This window comes from Dyella kyungheensis (assembly GCF_049913195.1).
GTDB lineage: Bacteria > Pseudomonadota > Gammaproteobacteria > Xanthomonadales > Rhodanobacteraceae > Dyella > Dyella kyungheensis.
This window is the reverse complement of the sequence record NZ_CP183983.1, coordinates 2,163,215-2,189,659: the sequence shown is the minus strand read 5'-3', so window position 1 is coordinate 2,189,659 and position 26,445 is coordinate 2,163,215. Positions and strand designations below refer to the sequence as shown.

22 protein-coding genes are annotated in these 26,445 nt (G+C 65.6%); 8 read left to right on the top strand and 14 right to left on the bottom strand.

Annotated elements, in window-relative coordinates; translation table 11 throughout:
* Position 1 precedes the first annotated feature (1 nt).
* The 5 genes from ACN9MB_RS09825 to ispG form a co-directional block, all read right to left on the bottom strand.
* Complete coding sequence (locus ACN9MB_RS09825) at positions 2 to 406, bottom strand: DUF350 domain-containing protein (protein WP_204635738.1); 405 nt, start codon at positions 404 to 406, stop codon at positions 2 to 4.
* Positions 407 to 478: 72 nt separating this feature from the next.
* Entirely contained in the window at positions 479 to 1,297 is an 819-nt protein-coding gene (locus tag ACN9MB_RS09820) for an HD domain-containing phosphohydrolase (protein WP_204635737.1), read from the bottom strand.
* Positions 1,298 to 1,398: 101 nt separating this feature from the next.
* Positions 1,399 to 1,692: a DUF1905 domain-containing protein gene (locus ACN9MB_RS09815; protein ID WP_204635736.1), complete on the bottom strand. Its 294-nt coding sequence runs from the start codon at positions 1,690 to 1,692 to the stop codon at positions 1,399 to 1,401.
* Positions 1,646 to 2,380, bottom strand: a complete 735-nt coding sequence (locus ACN9MB_RS09810; RefSeq protein WP_426271658.1) for a class I SAM-dependent methyltransferase — start codon at positions 2,378 to 2,380, stop codon at positions 1,646 to 1,648. The genes ACN9MB_RS09815 and ACN9MB_RS09810 overlap by 47 nt, the downstream gene beginning before the upstream one ends.
* Positions 2,381 to 2,387: 7 nt before the next feature.
* Complete coding sequence (gene ispG, locus ACN9MB_RS09805) at positions 2,388 to 3,644, bottom strand: flavodoxin-dependent (E)-4-hydroxy-3-methylbut-2-enyl-diphosphate synthase (RefSeq protein ID WP_204635734.1); 1,257 nt, start codon at positions 3,642 to 3,644, stop codon at positions 2,388 to 2,390.
* 177 nt (positions 3,645 to 3,821) lie between these two features.
* Between ispG and ACN9MB_RS09800 the strand changes: the two genes are divergently transcribed.
* Complete coding sequence (locus ACN9MB_RS09800; protein WP_426271657.1) at positions 3,822 to 4,559, top strand: Crp/Fnr family transcriptional regulator; 738 nt, start codon at positions 3,822 to 3,824, stop codon at positions 4,557 to 4,559.
* 9 nt (positions 4,560 to 4,568) lie between these two features.
* Here the strand turns inward: ACN9MB_RS09800 and ACN9MB_RS09795 are convergent, their stop codons facing one another.
* Positions 4,569 to 6,515 carry an acetyl-CoA hydrolase/transferase C-terminal domain-containing protein gene (locus ACN9MB_RS09795; RefSeq protein ID WP_426271656.1) on the bottom strand — a complete coding sequence of 649 codons (1,947 nt, stop codon included), beginning with the start codon at positions 6,513 to 6,515 and terminating at the stop codon, positions 4,569 to 4,571.
* 121 nt (positions 6,516 to 6,636) lie between these two features.
* On the opposite strand from ACN9MB_RS09795, the gene ACN9MB_RS09790 reads away from it, so the two are divergent.
* The 6 genes from ACN9MB_RS09790 (at position 6,637) to ACN9MB_RS09765 (ending at position 15,675) form a co-directional block, all read left to right on the top strand.
* The gene (locus ACN9MB_RS09790) at positions 6,637 to 8,091 is read left to right on the top strand and encodes a phospholipase D-like domain-containing protein (protein WP_426271655.1); all 1,455 of its coding nucleotides are present in this window, start codon (positions 6,637 to 6,639) and stop codon (positions 8,089 to 8,091) included.
* A gap of 126 nt (positions 8,092 to 8,217) precedes the next feature.
* Positions 8,218 to 9,594, top strand: a complete 1,377-nt coding sequence (xseA, locus tag ACN9MB_RS09785) for an exodeoxyribonuclease VII large subunit (RefSeq protein WP_426271654.1) — start codon at positions 8,218 to 8,220, stop codon at positions 9,592 to 9,594.
* Positions 9,595 to 9,663: 69 nt separating this feature from the next.
* Positions 9,664 to 11,307, top strand: a complete 1,644-nt coding sequence (locus ACN9MB_RS09780) for an acetolactate synthase large subunit (RefSeq protein WP_426271653.1) — start codon at positions 9,664 to 9,666, stop codon at positions 11,305 to 11,307.
* A gap of 23 nt (positions 11,308 to 11,330) precedes the next feature.
* Entirely contained in the window at positions 11,331 to 12,761 is a 1,431-nt protein-coding gene (locus tag ACN9MB_RS09775; RefSeq protein ID WP_426271652.1) for an aldehyde dehydrogenase family protein, read from the top strand.
* Between the two features lie 203 nt (positions 12,762 to 12,964).
* A complete protein-coding gene (locus ACN9MB_RS09770) occupies positions 12,965 to 14,548 on the top strand; it encodes an inorganic phosphate transporter (protein WP_426271651.1) in 1,584 nt (527 codons plus the stop codon).
* Positions 14,549 to 14,646: 98 nt separating this feature from the next.
* Entirely contained in the window at positions 14,647 to 15,675 is a 1,029-nt protein-coding gene (locus ACN9MB_RS09765) for a TraB/GumN family protein (protein ID WP_426271650.1), read from the top strand.
* Between the two features lie 346 nt (positions 15,676 to 16,021).
* Here ACN9MB_RS09765 and ACN9MB_RS09760 read toward each other — a convergent pair whose 3' ends face one another.
* The 6 genes from ACN9MB_RS09760 to ACN9MB_RS09735 form a co-directional block, all read right to left on the bottom strand.
* Entirely contained in the window at positions 16,022 to 17,542 is a 1,521-nt protein-coding gene (locus ACN9MB_RS09760; RefSeq protein WP_426271905.1) for a S10 family peptidase, read from the bottom strand.
* A 181-nt stretch (positions 17,543 to 17,723) separates the two neighbouring features.
* Positions 17,724 to 18,431 (bottom strand): DUF4386 domain-containing protein, encoded by a 708-nt coding sequence (locus ACN9MB_RS09755; protein ID WP_426271649.1) that lies wholly within the window; start codon positions 18,429 to 18,431, stop codon positions 17,724 to 17,726.
* A 39-nt stretch (positions 18,432 to 18,470) separates the two neighbouring features.
* Entirely contained in the window at positions 18,471 to 19,277 is an 807-nt protein-coding gene (locus tag ACN9MB_RS09750) for a CPBP family intramembrane glutamic endopeptidase (protein WP_426271648.1), read from the bottom strand.
* A gap of 175 nt (positions 19,278 to 19,452) precedes the next feature.
* Positions 19,453 to 20,226, bottom strand: a complete 774-nt coding sequence (locus ACN9MB_RS09745) for a sel1 repeat family protein (protein WP_426271647.1) — start codon at positions 20,224 to 20,226, stop codon at positions 19,453 to 19,455.
* A gap of 89 nt (positions 20,227 to 20,315) precedes the next feature.
* Positions 20,316 to 20,909: an HAD family hydrolase gene (locus ACN9MB_RS09740; RefSeq protein WP_426271646.1), complete on the bottom strand. Its 594-nt coding sequence runs from the start codon at positions 20,907 to 20,909 to the stop codon at positions 20,316 to 20,318.
* A gap of 558 nt (positions 20,910 to 21,467) precedes the next feature.
* The gene (locus ACN9MB_RS09735) at positions 21,468 to 22,346 is read right to left on the bottom strand and encodes an AraC family transcriptional regulator (protein ID WP_239535453.1); all 879 of its coding nucleotides are present in this window, start codon (positions 22,344 to 22,346) and stop codon (positions 21,468 to 21,470) included.
* 236 nt (positions 22,347 to 22,582) lie between these two features.
* Here ACN9MB_RS09735 and ACN9MB_RS09730 point away from each other — a divergent pair, with 236 nt between their 5' ends.
* Complete coding sequence (locus ACN9MB_RS09730) at positions 22,583 to 23,641, top strand: NAD(P)-dependent alcohol dehydrogenase (RefSeq protein WP_426271645.1); 1,059 nt, start codon at positions 22,583 to 22,585, stop codon at positions 23,639 to 23,641.
* Positions 23,642 to 23,692: 51 nt separating this feature from the next.
* Here ACN9MB_RS09730 and ACN9MB_RS09725 read toward each other — a convergent pair whose 3' ends face one another.
* Both ACN9MB_RS09725 and ACN9MB_RS09720 read right to left on the bottom strand, forming a co-directional pair.
* A complete protein-coding gene (locus tag ACN9MB_RS09725) occupies positions 23,693 to 25,459 on the bottom strand; it encodes a chloride channel protein (RefSeq protein WP_426271904.1) in 1,767 nt (588 codons plus the stop codon).
* Between the two features lie 174 nt (positions 25,460 to 25,633).
* Positions 25,634 to 26,389, bottom strand: a complete 756-nt coding sequence (locus ACN9MB_RS09720) for a YdcF family protein (RefSeq protein WP_426271644.1) — start codon at positions 26,387 to 26,389, stop codon at positions 25,634 to 25,636.
* Between the last annotated feature and the right edge of the window lie 56 nt (positions 26,390 to 26,445).

The following is a 26,445-nucleotide window of genomic DNA, read 5'->3' as shown; positions in this document are numbered from 1 at the left end:
CTTACCACGTCATCGCCGCGGCATTCACCAGGCCCACCGCAATCGCCACCGCGGCGGCGAAAATCGCCGCGGCGCGATTGTCCTGCTCGACCTGCGTGGCCAGGTCGTGGATGAGCAGACGAATGACCAGATGCGCCAGCCATTGCACGATCAGCGCCACCAGTCCCCACACGGCGAGATCCAGCAGGTTCACGCTGTGCGCCATGGCGCTGGCCAATGGCGCGACGAAACCGATCAGGGCGCCGCCGAGGCTGATCGCCGCCGCCTGGTTGCCCTGGCGAATGAGCGCGATCTCACGCTGCGGCGTGAGCCAGATGTGTACCGTGCAGAAGATGGCGAGAAACAGTACGCCCAGGCCAAAGTACGCCGCGAAAGCGGGCAGTGTCGAAAGATCCGGCAACAGCATGTCATCCCCTGTTCTGCCCATCCCGGGCGTCAATGGAGTGTAGCCGACCGGCGAGCGTCGTCGCGCGACGCCTCAGTCCTCTGCCACCGTTCCCAATCCGATCGCCTTGAGCTCGTCGTAGTGCTCCAGGAACAGCGCCACGATGCCGGGATCGAGCTGCCCTCCGGCCGCGTTGCGCAGGTAGTCGATGACTTCCGGTTCCGGCCATGCGGACTTGTAGACGCGCGGGAAACTCAAGGCGTCCCACACGTCCACCACGCTGAAAATGCGCGCCGCCAACGGAATGTCCTCACCCCGCAAGCCGCGCGGATAACCCGTGCCGTCCCAGCGTTCGTGGTGCGCATAGGGAATGTCGACGGCCGGGCGCAGAAAGGCAGTGCGCATCAGCAAGTCCCGACCCAGCACGGTGTGCGTGCGCATCAGGGTCATTTCGTCCGGCGTGAGCGGGCCGGGCTTGATCAGGATGGCATCGGGCAGCGCCAGCTTGCCGATGTCGTGCAGCAAGGCGCCGAAGCGCACGTGCCGCAGCGGATCGCCTTCCAGCCCCACGCGCCGGGCGAGTGCCACGGTCATGCGCATGACGCGTTCGGAGTGATCGCGCGTCTCTTTGTGACGCACGTCCATCGCCGAGACCAGCGCGCGCAGCGATTGCTCGTTGCCGCGCAGCAGCAGATGGTTGAGGCGATCCATGCGACGCACGTCGCGACCGATCAGCCAGTACAGCAGCGCCCCCGTCACCAGCACATACAGGCTGCCCTTGATCGAGTTCAGCGTGCTCAACGTAGGCTCGTCGAGGTTGAGCGAAAACAGCAGGTGGTCGGAGAAGAGCACCCACAGCAGGGCCACCGACACATAGATGGCCACGATGCGAAATTGAGGCTTGACCGTCACTGCGTCTCCCTGCCGTCTTCGCTACCCGTCGCACGACCCGCGCGCGACCGGCCCGAGCATAGCCCGAAGATGATGCGGACGCTGTCGCGTGGCGCACATCCTCAGGCGTCCTCGGGCTCGATCAACACATCGACGAACTGGCCCGCGCCAAGACCCGCGGCGGCGGCGGACGATTCCTCCAGCTGCAGCCAGAAGGTGCCGGAACGTTCGACCACGGCGCCGCGGAAATCCGTTCCGTTGAGACTGCCGCGAACGCGATGCCCGTGGCCGCATTTCCATAGCGGCCTGGCAGGCGTCGACCATTGGCTGACCGGATCGAACGGCAGTGGCACCAGCCACGGCCGCTGATCACTCTGTACGGTGGCGCGAAACGCTACGGCGCGATGCCTGTTCATCCCCGTTCCCCCTGTAGGATGCTCCGGCCAAGAAGATAACGGAGGCGGGGCGTTCCGTGTGAGGATGAATCGGCTCTTTGATGGCCAGCACGGTCAATCCGGCCTTCTGGATGGCCGTCACCCAGCTGCCCAGGGTGCGGAAATACCAGGGTGCGGGCTGGCCGAAGCCGTCGCCGCAACCCGCCCAGGAACCGTCGCGCCAGCCGTCGGCATAGGGTTCCACGCCGGCCATCAGCGGGTGCAGCGTCTGGATCGCCAGCACGCCATCGGGCTCGAGCAGCGCGGGCACGGCGGCCAAGAGGGCATCCACCGACGCCCCGCCCAGCAGGGAAAAATTGCAGACCACCACGTCCGCGCGCTGCTTCAGCGCGCCAGCAGCCATGTCTTCGTAGCTGACGACGCGGAAATCGCCGCCACCTTTGGCGCTCGCTGCTTCCACCAGCGCCGGAACGGCGTCGACACCGAGCACCTCGATACCCTGCGCAGCAAGCGCCCGCGCCAGCCAGCCTTCGCCGCAACCGACGTCGATCACCGTGCGGGGAACGCGCGACAACACCAGCTCGACGATGGCCTGGTCGGTCGCCAGCTTGCGGCTTTCGATGCGTCCTTCGCGAACGGCGGCTTCCCACGCCTGGGCATTCGCATGCCAGGCGTCGAGGATCAGGGCTTCGCTGGCACCGTCGCCCACCGCCGCGTCAACCGGCGCGACTGACGTATTTGCTGGCGACGTAGTTGTCGAGGATGCCGATGAACTCGCTGGCGATGTTGTCGCCGCGCAACGTCATTGCCTTCTGGCCGTCGATGAAGACCGGCGCCGACGGTGCCTCGCCGTTGCCCGGCAGCGAGATGCCGATATTGGCGTGCTTGGATTCGCCCGGACCGTTCACCACGCAGCCCATCACGGCCAGGGTGAGGTTCTCCACGCCGTCGTACTTCACGCGCCACAGCGGCATCTGCTCGCGCACGTGGTCCTGCACGGTGCGCGCAAGCACCTGGAAGAACTCGCTGGTGGTGCGGCCACAACCCGGGCACGCGGTGACCAGCGGCGTGAACGCACGCAGGCCCATGGTCTGCAGCAGTTCCTGCGCCACGATGACTTCGCCCGTGCGCGACGCGCCGGGTTCGGGGGTGAGCGAGATGCGGATGGTGTCGCCGATGCCTTCCTGCAGCAGCACCGAGAGCGCCGCCGCCGACGCGGTGATGCCCTTGGAACCCATGCCCGCTTCGGTCAGGCCCAGGTGCAACGCGTAATCGCAGCGTCCGGCAATATCGCGATACACCGCGATCAGCTCCTGCACGCCCGACACCTTGCACGACAGGATGATGCGATCGCGCGGCAGGCCGATCTCTTCCGCACGCCTGGCCGAGTCCAGCGCCGAACGGATCAGCGCTTCGCGCGCCACATGTCCCGCATCCCAGGGCTGCGCGCGCAGGTGGTTTTCATCCATCAGCGTGGCGACCATGCTCTGATCGAGCGAGCCCCAGTTGGCGCCGATGCGCACCGGCTTCTCGTAGCGCAGGGCCATCTCGATGATGGAGGCGAACTGCGTGTCCTTCTTCTTGCCGAAGCCGACGTTGCCGGGGTTGATGCGGTACTTGGCCAGCGCCTCGGCGCAGGCCGGTTCCGCTTCCAGCAGCTGATGGCCGTTGTAGTGGAAGTCGCCGATGATCGGCACGTCCACGCCCATCATCGCCAGCTTGTCGCGAATGCGCGGCACGGCGGCGGCGGCGGCCGGCGTATTGACCGTGATGCGCACCAGTTCCGAACCGGCGCGCGCAAGCTCGGCGATCTGTTTGGCGGTGCTGGCCGGATCTTCCGTGTCGGTGTTGGTCATCGACTGCACCACCACGGGTGCACCACCACCCACCGTGATCTTGCCGATCCTGACGCCGACACTGGGGCGGCGCGAAGCGGGCTGGGCGGGACGCGGAGAAAGAGTCGAGTCGCTCATGGTTGGGATCGTGATTCAGGGACGGCAACGGGCAAAGGATACCCGAACGGCCGGGTGCCCCCTAGCAACCGTCGCAGCACCCTGCGCGATGCGGCAAAACCGCGCATTGGAACCACTCTTAAGGCTTGTACGAGGATCATGGTGTCCTGCAATACGCATGTCACAGGAGTGCCATCCATGCATCAGGACCATCGCCAGGACGACATCCATCGCCTGACTCCTTCGCCTTCGTGCGCCGGCTGCGGTTACGCCGCCGTCTGCCAGGCCAGCGGTTACGACCGGCCCGAACTGTCGGGGCTGCGGCATATGGCCGAACGCGTCGGCCCGCTTCGCACGGGCGAGTACCTGTACCGCCCGATGTCGCCATTCCGTGCGCTCTATGCGGTGCAGACCGGGATGGCCAAGACCGTGGCGGTGGACGTCGCCGGACGTGAGCAGGTGCTTGCGTTCCATCTGCCCGGCGAAATGATCGGCCTGGACGCGATGGAGCGCGAAGTGCACGACAACGCCGTGGTGGCCCTGGGCAAGACGCAGTTCTGCCGTTTCCCCTACCCGGCCGTCCGCCAGCTGTCGGGCCGCCAGCCGGACGTCCCCTGGCATCTGGTGCAGTCGGCGAGCCAGCGCATTTCGCGCCTGCAGCTGAGCAGCGGCAACCACATGGCGGAAGAGCGCTTCGCTGCGTTCCTGGTGGACCTGCGCGACCGCCGCGTGATGCTCGGATTGCCCGGAGACTACCTGCCGCTTCCCATGTCGCGCGCCGATATCGGCAACCACCTGCGCCTGACCACGGAAACCGTGAGCCGCCTGCTCGGACGCATGCGCGAGCGCGCATGGATTCGTGCCGATCGTACCGGGCTGCATATCCTCAACCTGCCCGCCTTGCGCGAACAGGGCCTGTCGCTGCTGATGCACTGAGCGAAGGGATCAGCCGCCCGTTTTGCGCAGGGCGGCCTTGAGCAAGCGTTGCTGGATGCGGTCGCCCATGCTGCCGGGCTGCGCGAATCCCATGCGCTCCAGCGCCTCGTCCTCGCCGCCCACGGGCTCACCCGGCGAGGCGGCGGCCCGCAACACTTCCCATTTGCCACGCCAGCTGGAACTCCTGCTCTTCAGCCAGCCGAGCGCCGGCAGCAGGCGTTGCTCGACCTCGGTGAAATCGCTGCCGAAGGGAAACGGCGGCAGCAGGCCTTTCTCCTGCCACGGCGCCAGCGCCTCCTTCAGAAGCTCGGGCCGGTTGTTGCGCCAGCGCTCGGGGACCTGGAAGTCCGCCGCCAGCTTTCCATGCGATTTCGCCTCCGCGCACAACGCGTCGATGAAGCGCGCATCGGTGATGGAGAGCATCGCCTCGATGCATTCGCTGTCGGTCTTGCCCCGCAGGTCGGCCACGCCGTATTCCGTCACGAACACATCGCGCAAGTGGCGCGGAATGGTGGTGTGCCCGTAATTCCAGCGGATATTGGTTTCGATGCCGCTGCGTCCCAGGCGCGTGGAGCGCAGCAGGAGGATGGAACGACCGTCGGCCAGCTCATGCGCCATCGCCACGAAGTTGTATTGACCGCCGACGCCGCTCACCACTTCGCCGTCTTCGAGGCCGTCGGACACCGCCGAGCCCAATAAGGTCGCCATCATGCAGGTGTTGAAGAAACGTGCCCCGCGCCGCTGCAGCGCGGCCAGCATCTGGTGATCGCCGTAGAGTTGGTTGACGTTGGACACGCGGCACATGTCCAGCGCATCGGGGTCGTTCGCATCGAGCTCAGCCAGCCAGCGATACAGCTCGCGCGTGCCGAGGAAGAAGGCGCCACGCAGGTAGTGGCCACCCGGTGTCTCCGGCGACAGCCGTCCACATGCCGCCGCGCGTTCCAACGCCATGTTGTCCCATGCGCGACGCTTGAGGATGCCCGCGCGCTGCAGATGCATGAAGCCGTCCATGACCATTTCGCTGGCGCCGTACAGGCCCGCGCGCAGCGGCGCGAGGCCGCCCATGCGTGCCGCCAGGGCATGCGTGCCGCCTCGCGGATCGAGCGCTACCAGCGCACGCCGCCACTGCGTGTTGTCCTGCTGCCGCCAGCGCAGTCCGTAGACCAGTGCGTCGGACAACGCGCCGATGCCGATCTGCAGGCAACCGCCGTCGCGCACCAGCGCGCTGGCGTGGATGCCCAGCGCATATTCCGCCGTGTCGATCGGCTGGCGCGGCACGGCGAACAGCGGCGGCGCCGTGTCGGTACGCAGTTCCACGTCGAAGTAGTCGCGCTGCACTTCCGCATGCCCGCTGATGTACGGCAGATCCGGATGCACCACCGCCACGCACAAGGGTCGCGGCTTGCCCGACTGCACCACGCGGTCGATGAAATCGAAGGTCAGGTCGGGGTTGCACGAAAGGCTGTAGCGCACGCCTTCGGGCGTCTCGCGGCGCGCCACCAGTTGCACCAGCAGGTTGATGTCCTGCACGGCCAGGTCGCGCGCCACGTGCGTGTAGTTCTGACTGATGTAGTTGCGCTGCGCCCCGCCCGAATGGAGCAGCGCGCCCGATTGCATGTAGAACTCGTGCACGGCGACGTTGGAAGGCAACTGGTCGCGCGCCTGGTCGATGGCGTATTCGGGATCCACCGCGCCTGCGCCGAAATGCCGCTCCACGAACGGTCCCACGAAACGCGCCTCCAGCCCCGGCGCGGGCCGTGGACGGGTCAGCGACAACGCGGTGTAAAGGGACAGCGAGCGCGACGTGTCGGCCCGGGTCAGCCGGTACAGCGCATTCAACAGTTCATGCGGCTTGCCCAAGCCCAGCGGCGCAGCCACGCGCAGGTCCGGGCCGATGCGTTCGGCGAGCTGCTGCGCGCACGCGTCGGTGTCGGTATGACATTGCTCAGGCGACATGGAGCAAACATGACAGATAGTTCATGGGCGCGACATGACCGGAAGGACGGGGCGTATTGGTGGCACGCCCCAAGTGAATACCGCTTGAAGAACGCCCGAACGCATGCCCTACACTCCAGCCATGAACCGACCGATCGCATCGCCCCATGCACGCCTGCTGGCCGAACAGGCATTGAGCCGCGCCGCAGGCGCACCGCTGCTGGGCGGCAACCGCGCCGAGCTGCTGATCGATGCGGCCGCGCACTACGACGCCTGGCTGGCGGCCATCCGCGGCGCACGCGAGCGCGTGCTGCTGGAGAACTACATCATCCGCGACGACGAGGTCGGACGGGCGTTCCGCCAGGCGCTGGTGGAGTGCGCGCAACGCGGCGTATTCGTGGCGGTGGTGTACGACTGGCTGGGCTGCAAGGGACAGTCGCGCGACCGCTTCTGGGCACCGCTGCGCGCGGCCGGCGGCCAGGTCCGCGCGTTCAATCCGCCGCAGTTCGGGCAACCGTTCGGCTGGGTCAGCCGCGATCACCGCAAGCTGCTGGTGGTCGATGGCGTGCACGGGTTCCTTTCCGGCGTGTGCATCAGCGAGAAATGGCTGGGCGACTCGGCGCGGCAAGTGCCGCCCTGGCGCGATACCGGCGTGGCCTTGCACGGTCCGGCCGTGGCCGAGTTGGAGAATGCCTTCGTCGAAAGCTGGTCGAGCATCGGCACGCCGCTCGATCCGTTCGAGCAGCCCGCAGCCGACGTGGAGGTCGGCACGGTGGCGCTGCGCGTGATCGCCACCCAGCCCGCCACCGCCGGCATGTACCGGCTCGACCAGTTGATCGCCGCCATGGCGCGCCAGACGCTGTGGCTGACGGATGCCTATTTCATCGGCGTCGCGCCGTACGTGCAGGCCCTGGCGGCCGCCTCGCGCGACGGCGTGGACGTGCGCCTGCTGGTACCCGGCAGCAGCGACATCCCGGTGGTAGCCGGCATGTCGCGCTCGGGCTACCGGCCCTTGCTCAAGGCCGGCGTCCGCGTGTTCGAGTGGAACGGTTCGATGCTGCACGCCAAGACGGCGGTGGCCGACGGCCAGTGGGCGCGTGTGGGTTCATCCAATCTCAATATCGCCAGTTGGCTGAGCAATCGCGAGATCGATGTGGCGGTGGAAGACACCGGCTTCGCCCGGCAACTGGCCGAGCAGTACGAACGCGACCTGGAAAACACCACCGAGATCGTGCTGGCACCCAGCCGCTGGCGCCGGGCGACCGACCATGTGCAAAGCCACGACCGCCCGCCACAGCGTCCCCGCCGTGCCGGCGGCAGTTCGGGACGAGCCGCTGCCGGCGCCCTGCGCATCGCCAACAGCGTGGGCGCGGCGCTGACCGACCGCCGGGTGCTGGACGATACGAGCATCAGCCCCCTGGTGATCGGCACCCTCGCGCTGGTCGTGCTGGCGGTGGTCGCCATCCTGTGGCCGGCCGTGCTCGGCTGGCCGCTGGGCGTGCTGGCCGCCTGGTTCGCGCTCAATTTCGGCATCCGGGCGTGGCGTCTGCGGCGGCGCCAGAAGCAGCGCGCGGCCGAGCGGGACGGCTCGATCTGAGTCGATGAATCCATAGCAAATCCAATCAGATAGACGCCATGCCTTAGGCCCAGGCTGCGTTAAGTGGGCCAAGCAGATGTAAACGCAGCAATCGACGGGCGAATCTCATGTTAGGCTCGCTCCTTCATGCGCTCGCCCGATGACACCCACGACCAGGCCGGCCCGCCGCCGCGCCAGATCCTGACGCCCAGCTCGCTCAACCGGCTGGTGCGGGACCTGCTGGAAGACGCCTTGCCGTTGATCTGGATCGAAGGCGAGCTGTCCAACGTCGCCCGGCCGGCATCGGGACATATCTATTTCACCCTGAAGGACGCCAGCGCCCAGGTGCGTTGCGCCATGTTCCGGCCCAAGAGCGGCTGGCTGAAATTCAAACCCGCCGACGGCATGCATGTGCTGGTGCGCGCCCGGGTGGGCCTGTACGAACCGCGCGGCGAATTCCAGCTGGTGGCCGAGCACATGGAGCCGGCCGGCGAAGGCGCCTTGCAGCGCGAGTTCGAACAGCTGAAGGCGCGGCTGGATGCCGAGGGACTGTTCGACCCGGCGCGCAAGCGCGCCCTGCCCCGTTATGCGCGCCGCATCGGCGTGATCACCTCCGCCACCGGCGCGGCTGTTCGCGACGTGCTCAGCGTGATGTCGCGGCGCTGGCCGCTGGCCGATGTGGAGGTGCTGCCCGTACCCGTGCAGGGACGCGAAGCGCCGCCCGCCATCGTGCAGATGCTGCGCAAGGCCTCGGCCAGCGGTCGCTATGACGTGTTGCTGCTGACGCGCGGCGGCGGCTCGCTGGAAGATCTCTGGGCGTTCAACGACGAGCGGGTCGCGCGCGCCATCCACGCCAGCGCGGTGCCAGTGGTGTCCGCGGTCGGTCACGAGATCGATTTCAGCATCGCCGACTTCGTGGCCGACCTTCGTGCCCCCACGCCATCGGCGGCGGCCGAGCTGCTGGTGCCGGATGCCTTCGCGCTGCGCCGCCATCTGCAACAACTGCAGCAGCGGCTGGCCACGCTGGAACAGCGACGGCTGCAGGCACGCATCCAGCGCGTGGATCATCTGCTGGCACGCCTGCAGGCCCAGCGTCCGCAGGCACGGCTGGCCCGCGATCGCGAGCGACTGCTGCATCTGCAGCGACGCCTGCATGGCGTGCAGCGCGAGCAATCGCAGCGTCGACACAATGCACTGGAACGCGTGCATGCACGACTGCTTGCCCAGCATCCGCGGCTACGTCTGATGCTGCTGCAACGCCGCCTCGGCGAGCTGCGGCAACGGCTGCTCAGCAGCATCGAACGCAAGCTGGAACGCGACCGCGCCAACCTGCGCCAGAACGGTCGTGCGCTGCATGCGATCAGCCCGCTGGCCACGCTGGAGCGCGGTTATTCGATCATTTTCGATGCCAACGGCAAGGTCGTGCGATCCTCCCAAGGTATCGGTGAAGGCACGCCGCTGCGCGCCCGACTTGCCGACGGCGAATTGCCACTGTCGGTGCGCAAGGAAGAATCGAACGACTAGCGCCGCCAGCTCACGCGGCATGGACGATCCGTGTCGCATCCTTCGCGCTTACGCATGAGGAGTCGAGGCATGAAGGGCGCACAATTGTTCGTCAAGGCGCTGGAAGCCGAAGGCGTGGAACGTATCTTCGGCGTACCGGGCGAAGAGAATCTGGATTTTGTCGAAGCCCTGCGTGACTCCTCCATCCGACTTATCGTGACCCGCCACGAACAGGCCGCCGGCTTCATGGCCGCGACCTGGGGACGCCTGACCGGCGAAGCCGGCGTGGCGCTGTCCACGCTGGGTCCGGGCGCCACCAACCTGGTGACCGCCGCCGCCTACGCGCAACTCGGCGCCATGCCGATGATGATGATCACCGGCCAGAAACCCATCCGCGAGCACAAGCAGGGCTTGTTCCAGCTGGTCGACGTGGTCGACATGATGCAGCCGCTGACCAAGTACACGCGGCAGATCGTCTCGGCGCCCACCATTCCGGCACGCGTGCGCGAAGCGTTCCGTCGTGCGGAGGAAGAACGTCCCGGCGCCGTGCACCTGGAACTGCCTGAAGACATCGCGCGCGACAGCGTCGAAGAGGTCATCCTGCTGCCCACCGAATACGCGCGCCGGCCCGCTCCCGACGAAGCCGCCCTGGTGCAGGCCGCCGAAGCGATCACCAGCGCCAGGCATCCCATCCTGATGATCGGCGCCGCCGCCAACCGCCAGCGCACCACGGTGGCCCTGCGCGCTTTCATCGACAAGCTGGGCATTCCGTTCTTCACCACGCAGATGGGCAAAGGGGTGATCGACGAAGACCATCCGCTGTGGCTGGGCAATGCCGCGCTGTCGGATGGCGATTTCGTGCATCGCGCCATCGATGCGGCCGACGTGATCGTCAACGTCGGCCATGACGTGGTGGAGAAGCCGCCGTTCTTCATGCGCAAAGGGCGGCGCACGGTCATCCACATCAATTTTTCCAGCGCCGAAGTGGACGCGGTCTATTTCCCGCAGATCGAGGTGGTCGGCGACATCGCGCATACGGTGGAACGCCTCACCGATGCCCTGCAGCCGCAGGAGCATTGGAATTTCAGCTTCTTCGACCGCGTGCGCAACGCGTTCCACAAGCAGCTCGAGGAGCACGCGCGCGACCAGCGCTTTCCGATGCATCCGGTGCGCATCGTCGACGACACGCGGCGCTTCATGCCCGACGACGGCGTGCTGTGCCTGGACAACGGCATGTACAAGATCTGGTACGCGCGCTACTACCGTGCCCGCGAACCGAACACCGTGCTGCTGGACAACGCACTCGCCACCATGGGCGCCGGCCTGCCCTCGGCGATGGCGGCGAAAATGGTCTATCCCGAGCGCAAGGTGCTGGCCATCTGCGGCGACGGCGGCTTCATGATGAACGCGCAGGAGCTGGAAACCTGCGTGCGCCTCAAGCTGGACCTGGTGATCCTGCTGCTGCGTGACGACGCCTACGGCATGATCCGCTGGAAACAGGCCGAGATGGGCTACGACGATTACGGCATGGTGTTCGGCAACCCCGACTTCGTGGCGTTTGCCGAGGCGCACGGCGCGCGCGGCCATCGTCCCGGCAGCGCCGACGAATTCCTGCCCACGCTGGAGCGCGCGTTCAATGCCGGCGGCGTGCACCTGATCGACCTGACCATCGACTATTCGGACAATCACCGCATTCTCAACGAAGACATCCCGCGGCTCAGCGCAGCCGTCTGAGCCTCTACGCGTCGGAGCCATCCATGCTTGCCAAGAGTTACCCCTACTACCTCGCCAACCAGCCGCAGACCTCGAAAGAGATGATGGACGTGCTGGACAAGTACAGCGGCAAGGTCGCCACGCGTGTCGCGGTGCCCGACGCCAAGGCCACCGAAAAGGCCATTGCCGCGGCGGTGAAAGCCACCATCCCGATGCGCGACTTCAAGCCCTGGGCGCGGCAGCAGGTGCTGCAGCATTGCGCGCAGCGCTTCACCGAACGACGCGAGGAACTGGCGTATGCGCTGTGCGTGGAAGCCGGCAAGCCGATCAAGGATTCCGACGGCGAAGTCACCCGCCTGATCGAAACCTTCACCATCGCGGCGGAAGAAGCCGTGCGCACGAATGGCGAAACGATCAACCTGGAGATCGCCAAGCGGCTCAACGGCTATCACGGCTATACCAAGCGCGTGCCGCTGGGGCCGGTATCGTTCATCACGCCGTTCAACTTCCCCTTGAACCTGGTGGCGCACAAGGTGGCGCCGGCCATCGCGGCCGGGTGTCCGTTCGTGCTCAAGCCTGCCGAACGCACGCCCATCGGCGCGTTGATCATCGGCGAGGTACTGGCGGAGACGGATCTGCCGAAGGGTGCGTTTTCCGTGCTGACACTGGATGGCAAACACGCCAATCCCTTGGTGGAAGATCCGCGCTTCAAGCTGCTGTCGTTCACCGGCAGCCAGATCGGTTGGGACCTGAAGACGCGCGCGGGCCACAAGAAGGTCACCCTGGAACTGGGCGGCAACGCCGCCTGCATCGTCGATGCGGATCAGGGGCCCAATCTCGATTACGTGATCGACCGGATGGTGTTCGGCGCGTTCTACCAATCGGGCCAGAGCTGCATCAGCGTGCAACGCATCTATGTGCACGAGGCGCTGTATGACGAGGTAAAGAAGCGACTGGTCGCCGCGGTAAAGAAACTCAAGGCCGGCGACCCGAAGAAGAAAGACACCTTCCTCGGACCGATGATCGACGAAGCCGCCGCCGAACGCCTGCAAGGCTGGATCGAGGAAGCGCGCAAGGCCGGCGGCAAAGTGTTGTGCGGCGGCAAGCGTGCCGGCGCGATGCTCGAAGCGACCTTGATGGAAAACGTACCCACCAGCGCAAAGGCCTATCGCAACGAAGCGTTCGGTCCGTTCGCCCTGCTCGCGCCGTTCCGCAGCTTCGATGAAGTGGTGGAACTGGTCAACGACTCCGAGTACGGCCTGCAGGCCGGCATCTTCACCGACAGCCTGTCCAACGCCATGCGCGCATGGAACGAACTCGACCAGGGTGGCGTGGTGGTCAACGACGTGCCGAGCTTCCGCGTCGACAACATGCCCTATGGCGGCGTGAAGCTGTCCGGCATCGGCCGCGAAGGCATCCGCTGGGCCATCGAGGACATGACCGAAGTGCGCCTGATGGTGATGCGCGAGCGCTGAGCGGCGGTGAATAGGTAATCGCCCGCTACGCGGGCTGTAAAGGGTAGATGGGAAGAACGGTCAGCAGGTGAGCTGCAGGCCCTTTTCTCACTTTACCCTTTACCATTTACAGCCCGCGCAGCGGGCGGCTTCCCCTTTCGACTGTCACGTATCTGTCTTGCGCGGGTGCTTAGCTTGCGCGAGACCGACCACAAGGGCATGTCATGCAGACCGAAGCCGCCGTCGTCTCCGCCGCTCCACCACGCCAGGGTTCCGGACGGCTGTTTGCGCTGGTCTTCGGTGTGATCCTGCTGATCGGCGCGGGGTATGCCGGACTGAGCCTGGTACAGGATCTGGCGGTGGTCCATGTCCGTTCGATTGCGCCCTTCCTGCTGCTCGGCGTGGCGCTGCTGATCGCGCTGGGTTTCGAATTCGTCAACGGTTTCCACGACACCGCCAACGCGGTGGCCACGGTGATCTACACCAATTCGATGCCGGCCAATATGGCGGTGATCTGGTCGGGCACGTTCAACTTCCTCGGCGTGCTGTTTTCCTCCGGCGCGGTGGCCTTCACCGTGGTGTCGTTGCTGCCGGTGGAATTGATCCTGCAGGTGGGCGGACAGGCCGGTTTCGCGATGGTGTTCGCGCTGCTGATCGCGGCGATCCTGTGGAACCTCGGCACCTGGTATTTCGGCCTGCCCAATTCCTCTTCGCACACGCTGATCGGCTCGATCATCGGCGTGGGTCTGGCCAATCAGCTGATCTCCACGCATAGCGGCACCAGCGGCGTGAACTGGGATGCCGCCATGGGCGTGTTCCGCGGCCTTGTGTTCTCACCGGTCGCCGGTTTCCTGCTGGCCGGCCTCCTGATGCTGTTGCTCAAGTCGCTGGTGAAGATTCCCGCGCTGTATCGCGCACCGGAAGGCAAGAAGCCGCCGCCGTGGCCGATCCGCGCCTTGCTGGTGTTTACCTGCACCGGCGTGAGCTTCAGTCATGGCTCCAACGACGGCCAGAAGGGCATGGGCCTGATCATGCTGATCCTGATCGGCACGGTGCCCACGGCGTATGCGTTGAACGGCGCCGTCTCGGGTGGCGAGGTCAAGACCTTCCACCAGGTGTCGGTGGACACGCAGCAGGTGCTGAGCGGCATCGCCGGCAAGGTGACGTTCGACGGCGATCCGCGCGCCGTGGTGACCACCGCCGTGCAGCAACATGCCGCGCAGCCGAACACGGCACCGGCGCTGGCCCAGCTGATCGGGCAGATCGACCAGCAGGTGGGCAATCGCTCGTCGCTGAAATCGGTGCCGCCGGAGCAGATGGGCAACGTGCGCAACGACATCTATCTCGCCAATGCCGCCATTCCGCTGCTGCTGTCCCAGCCGGGGCTCAGCAAGGAACAGACCGCCACGCTGACCAGCTGGCGCGGACTGGGCACGCAGGCGATCCAGTTCATCCCGCCGTGGGTGAAGGTGGCAGTGGCGCTCGCGCTGGGCCTGGGCACCATGGTGGGCTGGAAGCGCATCGTGGTGACGGTGGGCGAGAAGATCGGCAAGGAACACCTCACCTACGCCCAGGGTGCCTCGGCGGAACTGGTGGCGATGACGCTAATCCAGGTGGGCGACATCTACCACCTGCCGCTCAGCACCACCCATGTGCTCACCTCGGGCGTCGCCGGCACCATGGCGGCCAACGGTTCGGGCCTGCAATGGGCGACCGTGCGCAACCTGCTGATGGCCTGGGTGCTCACCCTGCCCGCCTCGATCCTGCTGGCCGGCGGGCTGTACGTTGTCTTCCGCCAGGTCTTCTGAGCGTTAACAGCTCCGACGCCACAACCACGGCTATCATTGAACCAGGGAGCCCGCCTCGGCGGGCTTTAGCCGTCGCGTCCTTTCAAGGAGCTTGCCGGATGCACGCGAAGACCGTTTTATGCCTCGGCATGCTGCTGTTGGCCACCAGTGCGTGGGCTCAGAACGCGCCCGCGCCAGCCGCCACCGCCGTTACGCCACCGTTGCCTGCCAGCGCCGTCGAATTGCAGACAGTGACCGTTCGCGGCGAGCAGCCCGGACCGGCGCTGTGGGAAGTGCGGCGCGGCACGCATGTGCTGTGGATCGTCGGCACCTTGTCGCCGCTGCCCAAGCATGCCGAATGGCAATGGACCAAACTCGAAACGGCCTTGAGCCGTTCCACCGAGTTGCTCGAAGCACCGTCGGCACGCCTGCGCATGCCGCCCAGCCTGTTCTCGCGACTCGCCCTGCAGCCGTCGGCCAAGCTCAATCCGGGCGGCGCCACCTTGCAGGGACTGCTGTCGCCGGAGATGTACACGCGCTGGTTGGCCCTGCGCCACCAATACCTGCGCGACGACGATGCGCTCGAATTCATGCGTCCGATGATCGTTGCCCAGCAGCTCTACGAGAAGGCGCTGGCGGCGGACGACCTGACCAACGACATCGACGTTGCCGACATGGTGCAGAAGCTGGCGCGCCGGCACGGCAATCGCGTCATCGCCGTGCGCTACGAGCTGCTGGTCACCCATGCGCCACCGAGCACCAGCATCGACCAGGACCAGCAGAAAGGCATCGCCTGTCTCGACGAAACCATGCGTCTGGTCGAACAGGACATGCCCAAGCTGACCCAGCGCGCCAATGCATGGGCCACAGGCGACATGAAGACCCTGGAGAGCCTGATGCCGCACCGCAGTTACGAGCCGTGCATCGTCGCGGCGATCAACGGCGATTTCGAGAAGCAGCTCAATATCCCGGACCTGCCGCAGCGCATCGAGACGGCCTGGATGGATGCCGCCGAGGCGGCTCTCGTACGCAATCGCAGCACGGTGGCCGTGCTGTCGCTGGATCAGCTGCTTTCGGACGACGGCTACCTGGCCAAGCTCAAGGCGCGGGGTTTTATCGTGCGCTCGCCGCAGGATGTGGATCTCTGAGCGGTTGTCCACAATCTTGTCTAGCGCTACCCGTTTCCCTCACCGTCATTCCGGCGCAGGCCGGAGGCGCTCTATAACAGCGAAGCTGGTCATCCAGTGGCGTCGTGAGTCGGCTGTCGCCGTGAGTTTCACCGAACTTTTGCTCCAGGCCGTCGCGACCACCGGGTACCACGGCTACTGGATGACCAGCTTCGCTGTTATAGAGCGCCTCCGGCCTGCGCCGGAATGGCGCTGAGGAAGATGAAGGCATCAACGAGATTTTGAGCGACCGGGTTCCTTCCAAGCAAACAAACAAAAAGGCCGCGCTCCACCCGGAGCGCGGCCTTTTCTTTAACGGTGAATCCGCTTACTTGGTGCTGCCGTACAGCGCAGCCGCATCCGCCTTGAACGACTCGGCGCTGCCCGGACGGCTGTAGAACATGTGGCCACCCGGATAGACCGACAGCTTCACGCGCTGCGCCTGGCCGAACGTCGGCATCTGGTCGATGATCAGGCGCGAAGTGAAGAACGGGCACGACAGATCGTTGTAGCCGTGCGCGATCAGCACCTTCATGTTCGGATCGTTGCCGATCGCCTTGCGCAGGTCAGCCACCGGCTTGTCGTCGGCGTTGCCGCGATCCCACGCCCTGTTGACCGCATACGACAGCGCTTCGTAGTGCGCGTCCGTCTTCCAGCCCACTTCGCGCGTCACGAAATCCACCATGGCGCTGGTGGCGGGAGCGAGCAGCGCTTCGAGGATCGGATCGCCCGACTGGCGGTCGGCCGAACCCGGGAACGGATCGAACGCGGTGACGTTGGAGTCGTAGACGCTGCCGATCTTCTTCTCATTGCGATGGATCTCGCGCAGATACGTGGCGATGTCGATACGGCCGTCCAGGCGCGAGACCACGGCCGGATCCAGGCCCGTATAGGCCGAGACCTTCTGCACCATGCGACCGATCGCGCCGGGGTCCGAACGGCCCGCCAGGAAATCGGTGACGAACTGCGTGCGCACGTAGGTTTCGACGTCGGCCATTGCGGCCGGCGTGAGCTTGCCCTGGCTTTCCAGGCGCGCGGCGGTCATCGACGGCAGGTTGATCATCCACGGCAGCGGCGACAGCGAATCGCCATCGCCGATGGCGGCCGGATCGAGATACGGCGACACCATCACCAGGCCGTTCACACCCACGCCCATGCGCGACTGCAGTTCATAGGCGATGCGCGGCGCGCGGTAGCCGCCGTAGCTTTCGCCCATCACGTACTTGGGCGCACGCAGACGACCGTGCTTGACCAGCCAGTCGTACACCACGCGCGACAGATACTTGATGTCGGCTTCGGTGGAGTAAAAGTCCTTCTTGGTCTGCTCGTCGTCTTCCAGCGAACGCGAGAAGCCGGTGCCGACCGGATCGATGAACACCAGGTCGCTCATGTCGAGCCAGGTGTTGGGGTTGTCCTTGGTGATCGCCGCATCGGACGGCGCATCGCCGTCCACGCCGAACTGGATGCGCTTGGGACCGATCGCGCCCATGTTGAGGTACACCGACGAAGCGCCCGGACCGCCGTTGAAGGCGAACGTGACCGGACGATGCGGATCGCTGCCCGGCACCACGTACGAGGTGTAGACCACGTCGGCGATCTTCTTGCCCTTGGCGTTGCGCACTTCGATGGTGCCGACGGTGGCCTCGTAGGACACCGTGCGGCCACCCACGCGCACGCTCTGCTTGATGGTCTTGTCGGCGGGCAGCGGCGGCAGGTCGCCGTCGGACTTCTTGTCGGCCGCTTCGGCGGCCGGCTTGGCATCCTTGCCTTCGGCCGCGATCGCCGCCCACGGCGACAAGGCGACGCCCAGCGCGAAAACGGCCGCGCACCACACAGCTCCACGCCCCATGCGGGCGAAACGACCTCGAACAGGCAGATCAGGATTCATCGATATTCTCACGCAAAGATCCACGGGGACCGCCCGCCGCAACGCACGGGCGAAACCCCATTGATGCGGCAATCGACCGGTGCGTGACCAGTGCCGTAAGGCAGGGGCAAAACTTTGCGATCGCTACGACGAGACGGCCGACCTAGCTTCGCGCTGGCATGGCCAAGCCGTCGGCACGGGGCTTGGCACCCATGATCACCAGCCACAGCGCGAACGCCACCTCGGCCAGCTGCAGCGGGAAGGCGAACTGGCTGACGGTGTCCTCGACGGCCGGAAACACCACGCCGGACACGCACAGCGCCAGATAGGCCAGGCCGTTGAGGATCAACCAATACCCCAGCAGGCGCGGCACGAAGCGCGATTTGATCACCAGCCACGCCAGCGGAAACAACCACTGGCCCCAGAACATTTCCGCGCACGAGATCGCCTCGCCATGCATGCGCAGGAACAACGTCATCAGCCCTTCGCGCTGCGCCTGGCTGAAGGAGGCCAGGAAGTCGGCGCCATTGACCGCGAGCAGAGCACCCACGTCGTTGATCGTGTTGAAGAAGTACAGCGGCGTATCCATGAAGCCGAACACGAACATCAGCGCGGCGAGCTTCTTGTCGACGTCCTTGAACAGGTGATACAGCGAGAAAGTCAGCAACAGGCTGACCACGCCGGTGACCAGATCGCCGAAGATGCCCAACCGGAACATCAGTTCGTGACTGGCGATGTTGTGGGCGGTCGTTGCCGAATCGCCATGCACGAACAATGCGCCTGGAATGTAGATCAGGCGGAACGGTGCCGACACGATCAGTGCCAGGTAGATCAACCCGACGATACGGGCGTCACGCTTGAGCGTGGTCATGAACGGCATCTCCCCGGACTGCGTTGAAATCCCCGGCGCTCAGCTCAACGGACGCACCGGCGCCACTTTGCCATTCAATCCCTGCATGGACGCACGACGCGACCGCCGACGCAACAGCCACACGCCACCGATCGCCAGCGCCGCACTCAGCACGCGCAACCCATTGCCCAGCCAACCCGTGGCCGCCGAAGGCGCCACGTCGAACACATCCCACGCCGCATTGAGCGAGACATGCAGGATCAGGCCGCACCACAAGGTGTAACCATCCATCGCATCGACGACCGCGAACACGATGCCACCCAGGAAAGTGATGGCGAACACCTGCATCGCCAGCTCGCTGTCCTCCATGCCCGCCCAGTGCACCCAGCCGAACACCAGCGCCTGCACCAGCACGGCCGGCAGCAAGGGCCAGCGCAGCGCGCGACGGGTAAAGATGAAACCGAAACCGCGGAACACCAGTTCTTCGGCCAGCGGGAACAGCAACGCCGTGAACAGCATGCCTCGCCAATCGATGCTCGACTGCAATTTGCCCGTCACCGCGCACCCTGCCCAGAATGGCAGCGTGGCCAGCAACACCCACAAGGGCTCTTTCCAGCCCGTGGCGCCCAAGCCGAACAGGCGCGCGACCGAAAGGCCTGCATGGCGTGGCCTCAAGAGCAACAAAGCGATCAGCACCAGCAGCACGGCGAGCAGATTGTCCATGCTCGATCCGCCATACGACGACATCGGCAGGCCCGGAATCTTCACGCCTGCCATCGCGGCCAGGTCGCGTACCGAGAGCGCGGCAAACAACACCGCGACTACCGCCACTGCCTTGGCCAGCACTACCCCTCGACTTGTCTGCATGTGCCTCCCCTTGGCTCTGCGACAAACATGTGCCCGGACGAACGCCCTACTGTCGCCCGCTGGCCATGTTCGCCGCAAGAATGACCTTTGGGGCACGGCATCGCCGGGCCCGCGCCCAGCTTGTCGTCGAAGACCCAACATCAGGAGGGATGCACCAGCCTTTGTGCCTGCGGCATCAGTGGGTCGCGTCCCGATTCTGTTCGAGCGCGCCCACGGTAACCGTGCCGTACCAGACCGCATCGCGAATGCGAAAGTACTGCCTGGGGTCCCAGCGCCAGGCCACGTAGATATTCCCGCATCCCGTTATGGGCGCGCCGTCGATGGATCGAGAGCCGCACGTCGGCAGCGCGCCGCCCAATCGCCCAAGAGAAGCGTTCGCCGCGGCAAACTGAGCCATCGTCAGCGAGCTGACCTCGGGCGCGCCGTAACCGACCAGCGATCCGGTCATCCCGGTCCTGGCCTCGCGCAGCGCTCGCTCCATGCGCGGCTTTGCCACCGCATCGCCGTACTCGCCCAACAGTCGATCGAGCAGCACGCTTGCCCGTTGACGCTGGCTGTCGTCCAGTTGTTTCCACACATCTTCGCGCGTGGCCAGGTAGCGCGGGAATTTCCGTTCCGCGGCCAGCGCCAGCCACGCGTACGCGGTGACAGGATCCCTGGCGACACCCTCGCCCTGCAGGTACATCAGCCCGATGCAGAGCTGGGACAGCTTGTCCGCATAGCGGGCGCCCATCTCGAAATACTTCATCGCCCTGGCGTAGTCCTTGCCCGCATAGGCCTGCATCCCCACGAATTCGCCGTACTGGTCAGGGTGTCCCCAGGTGGACGTTCGTTCCATGGCGGCCAGCACCTCCTGCGAGGCCTTGTCCTCCATGGTTGCGGCCTGGGCTGCACCGACTGGAAGCGGAACAACAACGACAGCCATGATGCCGGTCCATTGCCTTTTCATGAGCGCCTCCCACACCGTGTTCGGACCTCTCCTGGCATTTCATGACCCGTCCCATTCACGCCACGTGAAGGACTCGAGTCAGCCGTCGATCAGCTCACTTCCTGCCATTGAAAGTAGCGGCGATGAGCCACGCCGAGCAGCTCGCGATCCTCCGGCGTGTCGCCGTACGCATAGACCACCGGATAATCCGCCAGCTCATAGGCTGCACGCACGCGGCGCGCCTTTTCGGCATTCACGCATTGCTCGCCGCGGTAACGACCGGTGAGGCGGCCATCACGCGATTCCAGCCGCGAACAGAGCAACTCCAGCTCGTGCGTGCGGCACCAGTGGGACAGATAGACGTCCAACCCGCCGGAGACCACCGCGACCCGGTCGCCCTGGGCCTTGTGCCAGGCAATGCGCTCGAGCGCCTTATCGCGCAGCACTCCGGGTAGCACCTCGCGCGCAAAGTCCGCGCCCCGCGCAAACGCCTCCGCCTCAGGCACGCCACGAAAACCAACATGGACCGCGCTTCCGCGCATCAGGTTGGGCGACACCCAGCCCAGCTTGTAACCGGCCACCATGGGCGCGAGCACGGCCCCACCCAACCTGCGACGACGCGCCGACACGGCAAACTCGATAAAGGGACGAAACATCTCCCGCGTGGTGATGGTGCCGTCGAAATCGAACAAAGCAAGATTCATGGCATTCCCTGGCCGAAACGTTTCCCGCAGATGTCACTGCGCGCGGCGCATGCTCTGCATATCCACAATGCACCTCAAGAGAGAAAGAAAGCGTTGGGAGTCGTTCTGACAAGACCAGCCGCGCAAATCTCAAATCGCCGCTTGACACTATGCTTGGCCGTGAATCTGTGGGAGCGCACTTCTGCGCGACAAGCCGACGGAGCGATACATCCCGGCGTGGCTGTCGCGCACAAGTGCGCTCCCACAGAAAAGCACACACGTTCCCGCAAGCACCCGCCCCCTCACCCCGGAGGGAAGAGGCAAAGTGGAGTGAAGCTCTACTGTGGGAGCGCACCCTGTGCGCGACAAGCCGACGAAGCGATACATCCCAGCGCTGCGGTCGCGCACAGGGCGCGCTCCTACAGACAATCGCCGCACCGGATGCAGTGGTGTGCCAAAGCCAGTGCGAAGCGAGGCCACGCTTTAAGTCCTCTGCGATTGGACCCGTTGCGCAGCGAACGGCGCGGCACCGTGGCGGATGCGCGTCAATGCCCGCTCGATCCACGATGCACATCACCTCTAAGCCGCAGAGCCAGCATCCGCCAACCGCAACCTCGCCACATCGCGCAATGGCGGCGCCCCAAACGCCCGGCTGTACTCGCGACTGAATTGCGAAGGACTCTCGTACCCCACGCGATGCGCCGCCGTCGCCACATCGCACTGGTCGGCCAACAGCAAGCGCCGCGCCTCGTACAGACGCAACTGCTTCTGGTACTGCAACGGACTCATCGCCGTAATCGCGCGAAAATGATGATGCAGCGACGACGCACTCATGTTGACGCGTGCCGCCAGCTCGTCGATGCGCAGCGGCTCATCGTAGTGCTGGCGCAACCAGTCGATCGCGCGCGATACCTGATGGCCCTGGCTGCCGGACGTGGCGATCTGCGCCAGCAAGGCGCCCTGCTCGCCCGTCAACAACCGGTACAGCAGTTCCCGTTCGAGCAGTGGGCCCAACACCTCCAGGTCGCGCGGCGCATCGAGCAGGCGCACCAACCTCAGCAGCGGATCGAGCAGGCTCCCGTCGAGCGGACTGATCGACAGACCCGACGCCGACACGGCAGCGCTGCGACGCAACTGCACCCCTGGCAACAGTTCACGGATGCATTGCAGGTCCAGGCGGAAGGTCAGGCACAGACAAGGCGCCTCGGCCGAGGCCCGCACCACCTGGGAGGACACCGGCACGTCCACCGCATTGACCATGTAGGAGGCCGGCTCATGCAGGAAGGACTGCTGGCCGAGCAGAATCTGCTTGGCGCCCTGCAGGGCCAGCCCCAGGCCGGGGCCGTACATGGCGCAGGTCGGGGCGCCCACGGAGTCGGCACGGAACAAGGTGAGCGACGACCACGCCGTGGCATGCAAACCCTGCGATGACGCCAATCGTTCAACGCGCGCTGTCAATTCCTCGCGATCTTGCGAAAGTCGCGCTGGACCCTGGGACGGGGAAAGTTTTTCATTCATGGACTTAGGGCCAATTTCTACAGAGAGAGCTTGCCTGTTCCTCTGCCCCGTGGCGAGTCCTTCACCGGCCACATTGCAGGATCAGGCAATCATCTCGCAGGAATCGGCTACCCGGCACCGGCGCCGGGCGCCCATACTTCGCCACCTCGCTGTTCCCTCCCCACAGGAGTCATGCCATGACGATGTCCATCCGCGGCTATGCCGCCCAGTCCGCCACCACACCGTTGGCCGCGCACCAGTTCGAACGACGCGATGCGCGCGCGAACGACGTGGTGATCGACATTCTCTATTGCGGCGTCTGCCACTCGGACATCCACCAGGCGCGCGACGAATGGGGCGGCAGCCTCTATCCGATGGTGCCGGGCCACGAGATCGTGGGCCGCGTCAGCGCGGTCGGTCCCGAGGTCAGCAAGTTCAAGGTGGGCGACACCGTGGGCGTGGGCTGCATGGTCGACTCCTGCCAGCACTGCGCTTCGTGCAACGCCGGTCTCGAGCAGTACTGCGTGGAAGGCGCCACCTGGACCTATAACGGCATCGACCGCCACGACAAGATGCCCACCTTCGGCGGCTACTCCGAGCGCATCGTGGTGTCGGACAAGTTTGTGGTGTCGATCTCCGACAAGCTCGACCTGAAGGCTGCCGCGCCGCTGCTGTGCGCCGGCATCACCACCTGGTCGCCGCTGCGCCACTGGAACATCGGCAAGGGCAGCAAGATCGCCGTGATCGGCCTGGGCGGCCTCGGCCACATGGGCCTGAAGTTCGCCAAGGCGATGGGCGCCGACGTCACCCTGTTTACCCGTTCGCCGGGCAAGGAACAGGAAGCACGCCGCCTGGGTGCTGACCATGTGGTGCTGTCCACCGACGAGAAGCAGATGGCGGCGGTGTCGCGCCAGTTTGAGTTCATTCTCGACACGGTGCCGAACCCGCACGACCTCAATCCGTACCTGGCCACGCTCGCCGTCAATGGCGTGATCTGCCTGGTCGGCCAGCTGCAGCCGCTCGATCCGCCGGTGAACGCTGCGCAGGTGTTGCTGGGCCGCCGCTCGATCTCGGGTTCGGCCATCGGCGGCATCGCCGAAACGCAGGAAATGTTGGACTTCTGCGCCGAGCACAACATCGTCAGCGACATCGAAGTGATCGACATGAAGAACATCAATGCCGCCTACGAGCGCGTGATCACCAGCGACGTGCGCTATCGCTTCGTGATCGACATGGCTTCGCTGAAGTCGGCTTGATGAACTGACCCGGGCCGCATAAGCGGCCCCGATGCTCCACAAAACCGGCCCTTACACGGCCGGTTTTGTTTTGCCGCCGAGGTGACGGCTCGATTCGCGCGACTCACGCAAACGCTGCGCATGCGCCTTGAGCAGGTCGCCGCGGGTGACGATGCCGACCATCTGGCGTCCGTTGCGCGCCATCACCACCAGTCGACCGACATCGGCTTCCACCATGTGATCGGCCGCTTCGCGCAGCGTGTGATCTTCTCGCACCACGAGGGGCGGACGGCGCAGCAGCGAACGCACTTGCGCATCCGGCGGCGAACCGGCGCGTAGCAGATCGCGGCGCGTCACCACGCCGAGCAGCTGGCCTTGCTCATCCACCACCGGAAAGCCCTGGTGCTTGGCCGGCGCATGTTCGGTCGACAGCCACGCCTGCACATCGGCCAGCGTCTCGTTCCCGCGCAGGCTCACCACATCGCGGCTGCATGCCTCGCCCACGGCAATGCGCTCGAGGTAATCGGCGGTGTACTCGGCCGGCACACGCACGCCGCGGCGAACGATCTTCTCGGTCATGATGGTGTTGCGCATCATCAGGCCCGAGACCAGATAGGCCGCGGCACAGGCACCAAGGAGCGGCAACAGGCCATGCGGTTGCTGGGTGGTCTCGAAGGCGAAGACCACCGACGTGAGGAATGCGCGCGACGCGCCCGCAAAGATCGCCGCCATGCAGACCAGCGCGGCGACGCGCGGGTCCACCTGCAGCCACGGCAACCAGCTCACGCACAACAGCCCGAACACACCGCCCATCGCGCTGCCGATGGTGAACAACGGCGCCAGCGTGCCGCCGGACGTCCCGCTGCCCAAGGCCACCGACCAGGACAGCAGTTTCATCAAACAAAGCGCGAGCATGCCGGCGAAACCGATCTGCCCGGCCAGCAACGAGGCGATATTGGTGTAGCCCACGCCCAGCGTGGCCGGCATGAAGTAACCCACCACACCCACCACCACGCCGCCGATGGCCGGCCACCACATCCAGTGAATCGGCAGCTTCTCGAAGCCGTCCTCGATCGCATAGGTGAGCTTGGTGATGCCCACGCTGACAACGCCGGTGGCGATGCCCATCACGATATAGGCCACTACCGCGCTGAGTGCAGGCGTGGCGATCGCCGGCATCGCGAACATCGGCTCGTTGCCTTCCAGCAGATAACGAACGGCCGTCCCCATCACGGCGGCCAACGCCACCGGAATCAGCGAACGCGCGCGGCGTTCGAACAACAGCAGTTCGATCGCCAGCAACACCGAAGAGATCGGTGCGGAAAACACCGCGGCCATGCCTGCCGCGGCACCGGCAGCCAGCAGCGTCTTGCGCTCGTCCGCGGTGACGCGCAACAGCTGGCCGATCAACGAACCCAGCGCACCGCCCGTCGCAATGATCGGACCCTCCGCGCCAAACGGACCGCCGGTGCCGATGGCGATCGCCGACGACACCGGCTTCAACCAGGTGATGCGCGGCGGTATGCGGCTCTCGTTGAGCAGCACCTGTTCCATCGCCTCGGGAATGCCGTGACCGCGGATCGCGCGCGAACCCCAACGTGCCATGGCACCGACGATCAGGCCGCCGATCACCGGCACCGCGATCACCCACAGGCCGAGATGGTTGCCCGCCGGACTGCTGAATTCAGTGCTGATGCGGCCGTAAAACGCGAGGTTGGTGACCAGGCCAATCAGCGCCGTCAGCAATCGCGCCACCAGCGCCACCGCCGAACCGAGCAGCATGGCCAGCAGACAGATCCACAGCACCCGCCGCTCCAGCGGCCGGAAATGACGCGGCATATGCGCCGCGGCCAGCGTGGGGTCCAACGATGGGGCAAGCGGAAGCGCCGCACGCGAGTGCGGATCGGTAGATAATTCGGAGGGCATCGGAGCGACCGGTGTAGGGTTAGCCGCACAAGGTTACGCGGATATGCGCTCCGTAGCTGGCTGGAAAATGAACGGCGAATCGGTGCCTCAGGCTGCTAGCGGCGGAGCCTTTGGCGCGTTCCAGCCCAGCAGGTTGTAGACCCGGTAACGCAGGATGCCGAGGTACTCGTGCAGCGAGGCATCCATCAGCATGAAGTTCCAGGTATCGGGCGCCACTTCCCTGCGTGCATTGACCCAGTCGCCGGCCACCGGCTGCGGCACGATGCCGAAGTGCGCGAAATACTGCAGCGAGCGGCGCAGGTGGATGCCCGAGGTCACCAGCACGATGTGCTGCGGCGCGTACTCGGCAAGGATCGGACGGCTGAACTGGGCGTTCTGCCAAGTGCTCATGCTGCGCGATTCGATCGACAGGTCCGCGGCGGGAATGCCCAGCGCGGCGAACGCACGGCCATAGACCGTGGCCTCCGCCTCGCCATGACTCTGCGAATCGCCTCCGCTGACCACCAGACGGCATTCCTTCCCGGCCGACTTGCATGCGTGGTAAAGCTGGGCAGCGCGCAGGATGCGTCCATTGACGAAGTACGACGGTTGCAGGGCATGCCCTTCCTCCACCGCGGTACCCGCGCCCAGCACCACGATGGCATTGCGCGGCGCCCAGCTGATGGCCGGGTCCACCTGGTAACCCGATTGCAGGTTGTCCGACAGCAGGCGTGGCAGCGCACCGCAACCGATGCCGAAAAACACCAGCAGGCCCACGATCAACAGCGTATGTGCCGTCTTGCGCCAGCGCCGGCGATAGAACCACACGATCAACAACAGCAGCACGAACAGGACGGCCAGCATGCGGTTTCCCCGCTCCATGGAAAGGCATGGCATCTTAGGGCCTTACGATGCTTCGC

What these genes read in the sequence shown, in the direction of transcription:
- ACN9MB_RS09825 (WP_204635738.1), bottom strand. Translation starts at nt 406, where the DNA reads ATGCTGTTGCCGGATCTTTCGACACTGCCCGCTTTCGCGGCGTACTTT.
- ACN9MB_RS09815 (WP_204635736.1), bottom strand. Translation starts at nt 1,692, where the DNA reads ATGAACAGGCATCGCGCCGTAGCGTTTCGCGCCACCGTACAGAGTGAT.
- ispG (WP_204635734.1), bottom strand. Translation starts at nt 3,644, where the DNA reads ATGAGCGACTCGACTCTTTCTCCGCGTCCCGCCCAGCCCGCTTCGCGC.
- ACN9MB_RS09800 (WP_426271657.1), top strand. Translation starts at nt 3,822, where the DNA reads ATGCATCAGGACCATCGCCAGGACGACATCCATCGCCTGACTCCTTCG.
- ACN9MB_RS09795 (WP_426271656.1), bottom strand. Translation starts at nt 6,515, where the DNA reads ATGTCGCCTGAGCAATGTCATACCGACACCGACGCGTGCGCGCAGCAG.
- ACN9MB_RS09790 (WP_426271655.1), top strand. Translation starts at nt 6,637, where the DNA reads ATGAACCGACCGATCGCATCGCCCCATGCACGCCTGCTGGCCGAACAG.
- xseA (WP_426271654.1), top strand. Translation starts at nt 8,218, where the DNA reads ATGCGCTCGCCCGATGACACCCACGACCAGGCCGGCCCGCCGCCGCGC.
- ACN9MB_RS09780 (WP_426271653.1), top strand. Translation starts at nt 9,664, where the DNA reads ATGAAGGGCGCACAATTGTTCGTCAAGGCGCTGGAAGCCGAAGGCGTG.
- ACN9MB_RS09775 (WP_426271652.1), top strand. Translation starts at nt 11,331, where the DNA reads ATGCTTGCCAAGAGTTACCCCTACTACCTCGCCAACCAGCCGCAGACC.
- ACN9MB_RS09770 (WP_426271651.1), top strand. Translation starts at nt 12,965, where the DNA reads ATGCAGACCGAAGCCGCCGTCGTCTCCGCCGCTCCACCACGCCAGGGT.
- ACN9MB_RS09765 (WP_426271650.1), top strand. Translation starts at nt 14,647, where the DNA reads ATGCACGCGAAGACCGTTTTATGCCTCGGCATGCTGCTGTTGGCCACC.
- ACN9MB_RS09760 (WP_426271905.1), bottom strand. Translation starts at nt 17,542, where the DNA reads ATGGGGCGTGGAGCTGTGTGGTGCGCGGCCGTTTTCGCGCTGGGCGTC.
- ACN9MB_RS09755 (WP_426271649.1), bottom strand. Translation starts at nt 18,431, where the DNA reads ATGACCACGCTCAAGCGTGACGCCCGTATCGTCGGGTTGATCTACCTG.
- ACN9MB_RS09750 (WP_426271648.1), bottom strand. Translation starts at nt 19,277, where the DNA reads ATGCAGACAAGTCGAGGGGTAGTGCTGGCCAAGGCAGTGGCGGTAGTC.
- ACN9MB_RS09745 (WP_426271647.1), bottom strand. Translation starts at nt 20,226, where the DNA reads ATGAAAAGGCAATGGACCGGCATCATGGCTGTCGTTGTTGTTCCGCTT.
- ACN9MB_RS09740 (WP_426271646.1), bottom strand. Translation starts at nt 20,909, where the DNA reads ATGAATCTTGCTTTGTTCGATTTCGACGGCACCATCACCACGCGGGAG.
- ACN9MB_RS09730 (WP_426271645.1), top strand. Translation starts at nt 22,583, where the DNA reads ATGACGATGTCCATCCGCGGCTATGCCGCCCAGTCCGCCACCACACCG.
- ACN9MB_RS09725 (WP_426271904.1), bottom strand. Translation starts at nt 25,459, where the DNA reads ATGCCGCGTCATTTCCGGCCGCTGGAGCGGCGGGTGCTGTGGATCTGT.
- ACN9MB_RS09720 (WP_426271644.1), bottom strand. Translation starts at nt 26,389, where the DNA reads ATGCTGGCCGTCCTGTTCGTGCTGCTGTTGTTGATCGTGTGGTTCTAT.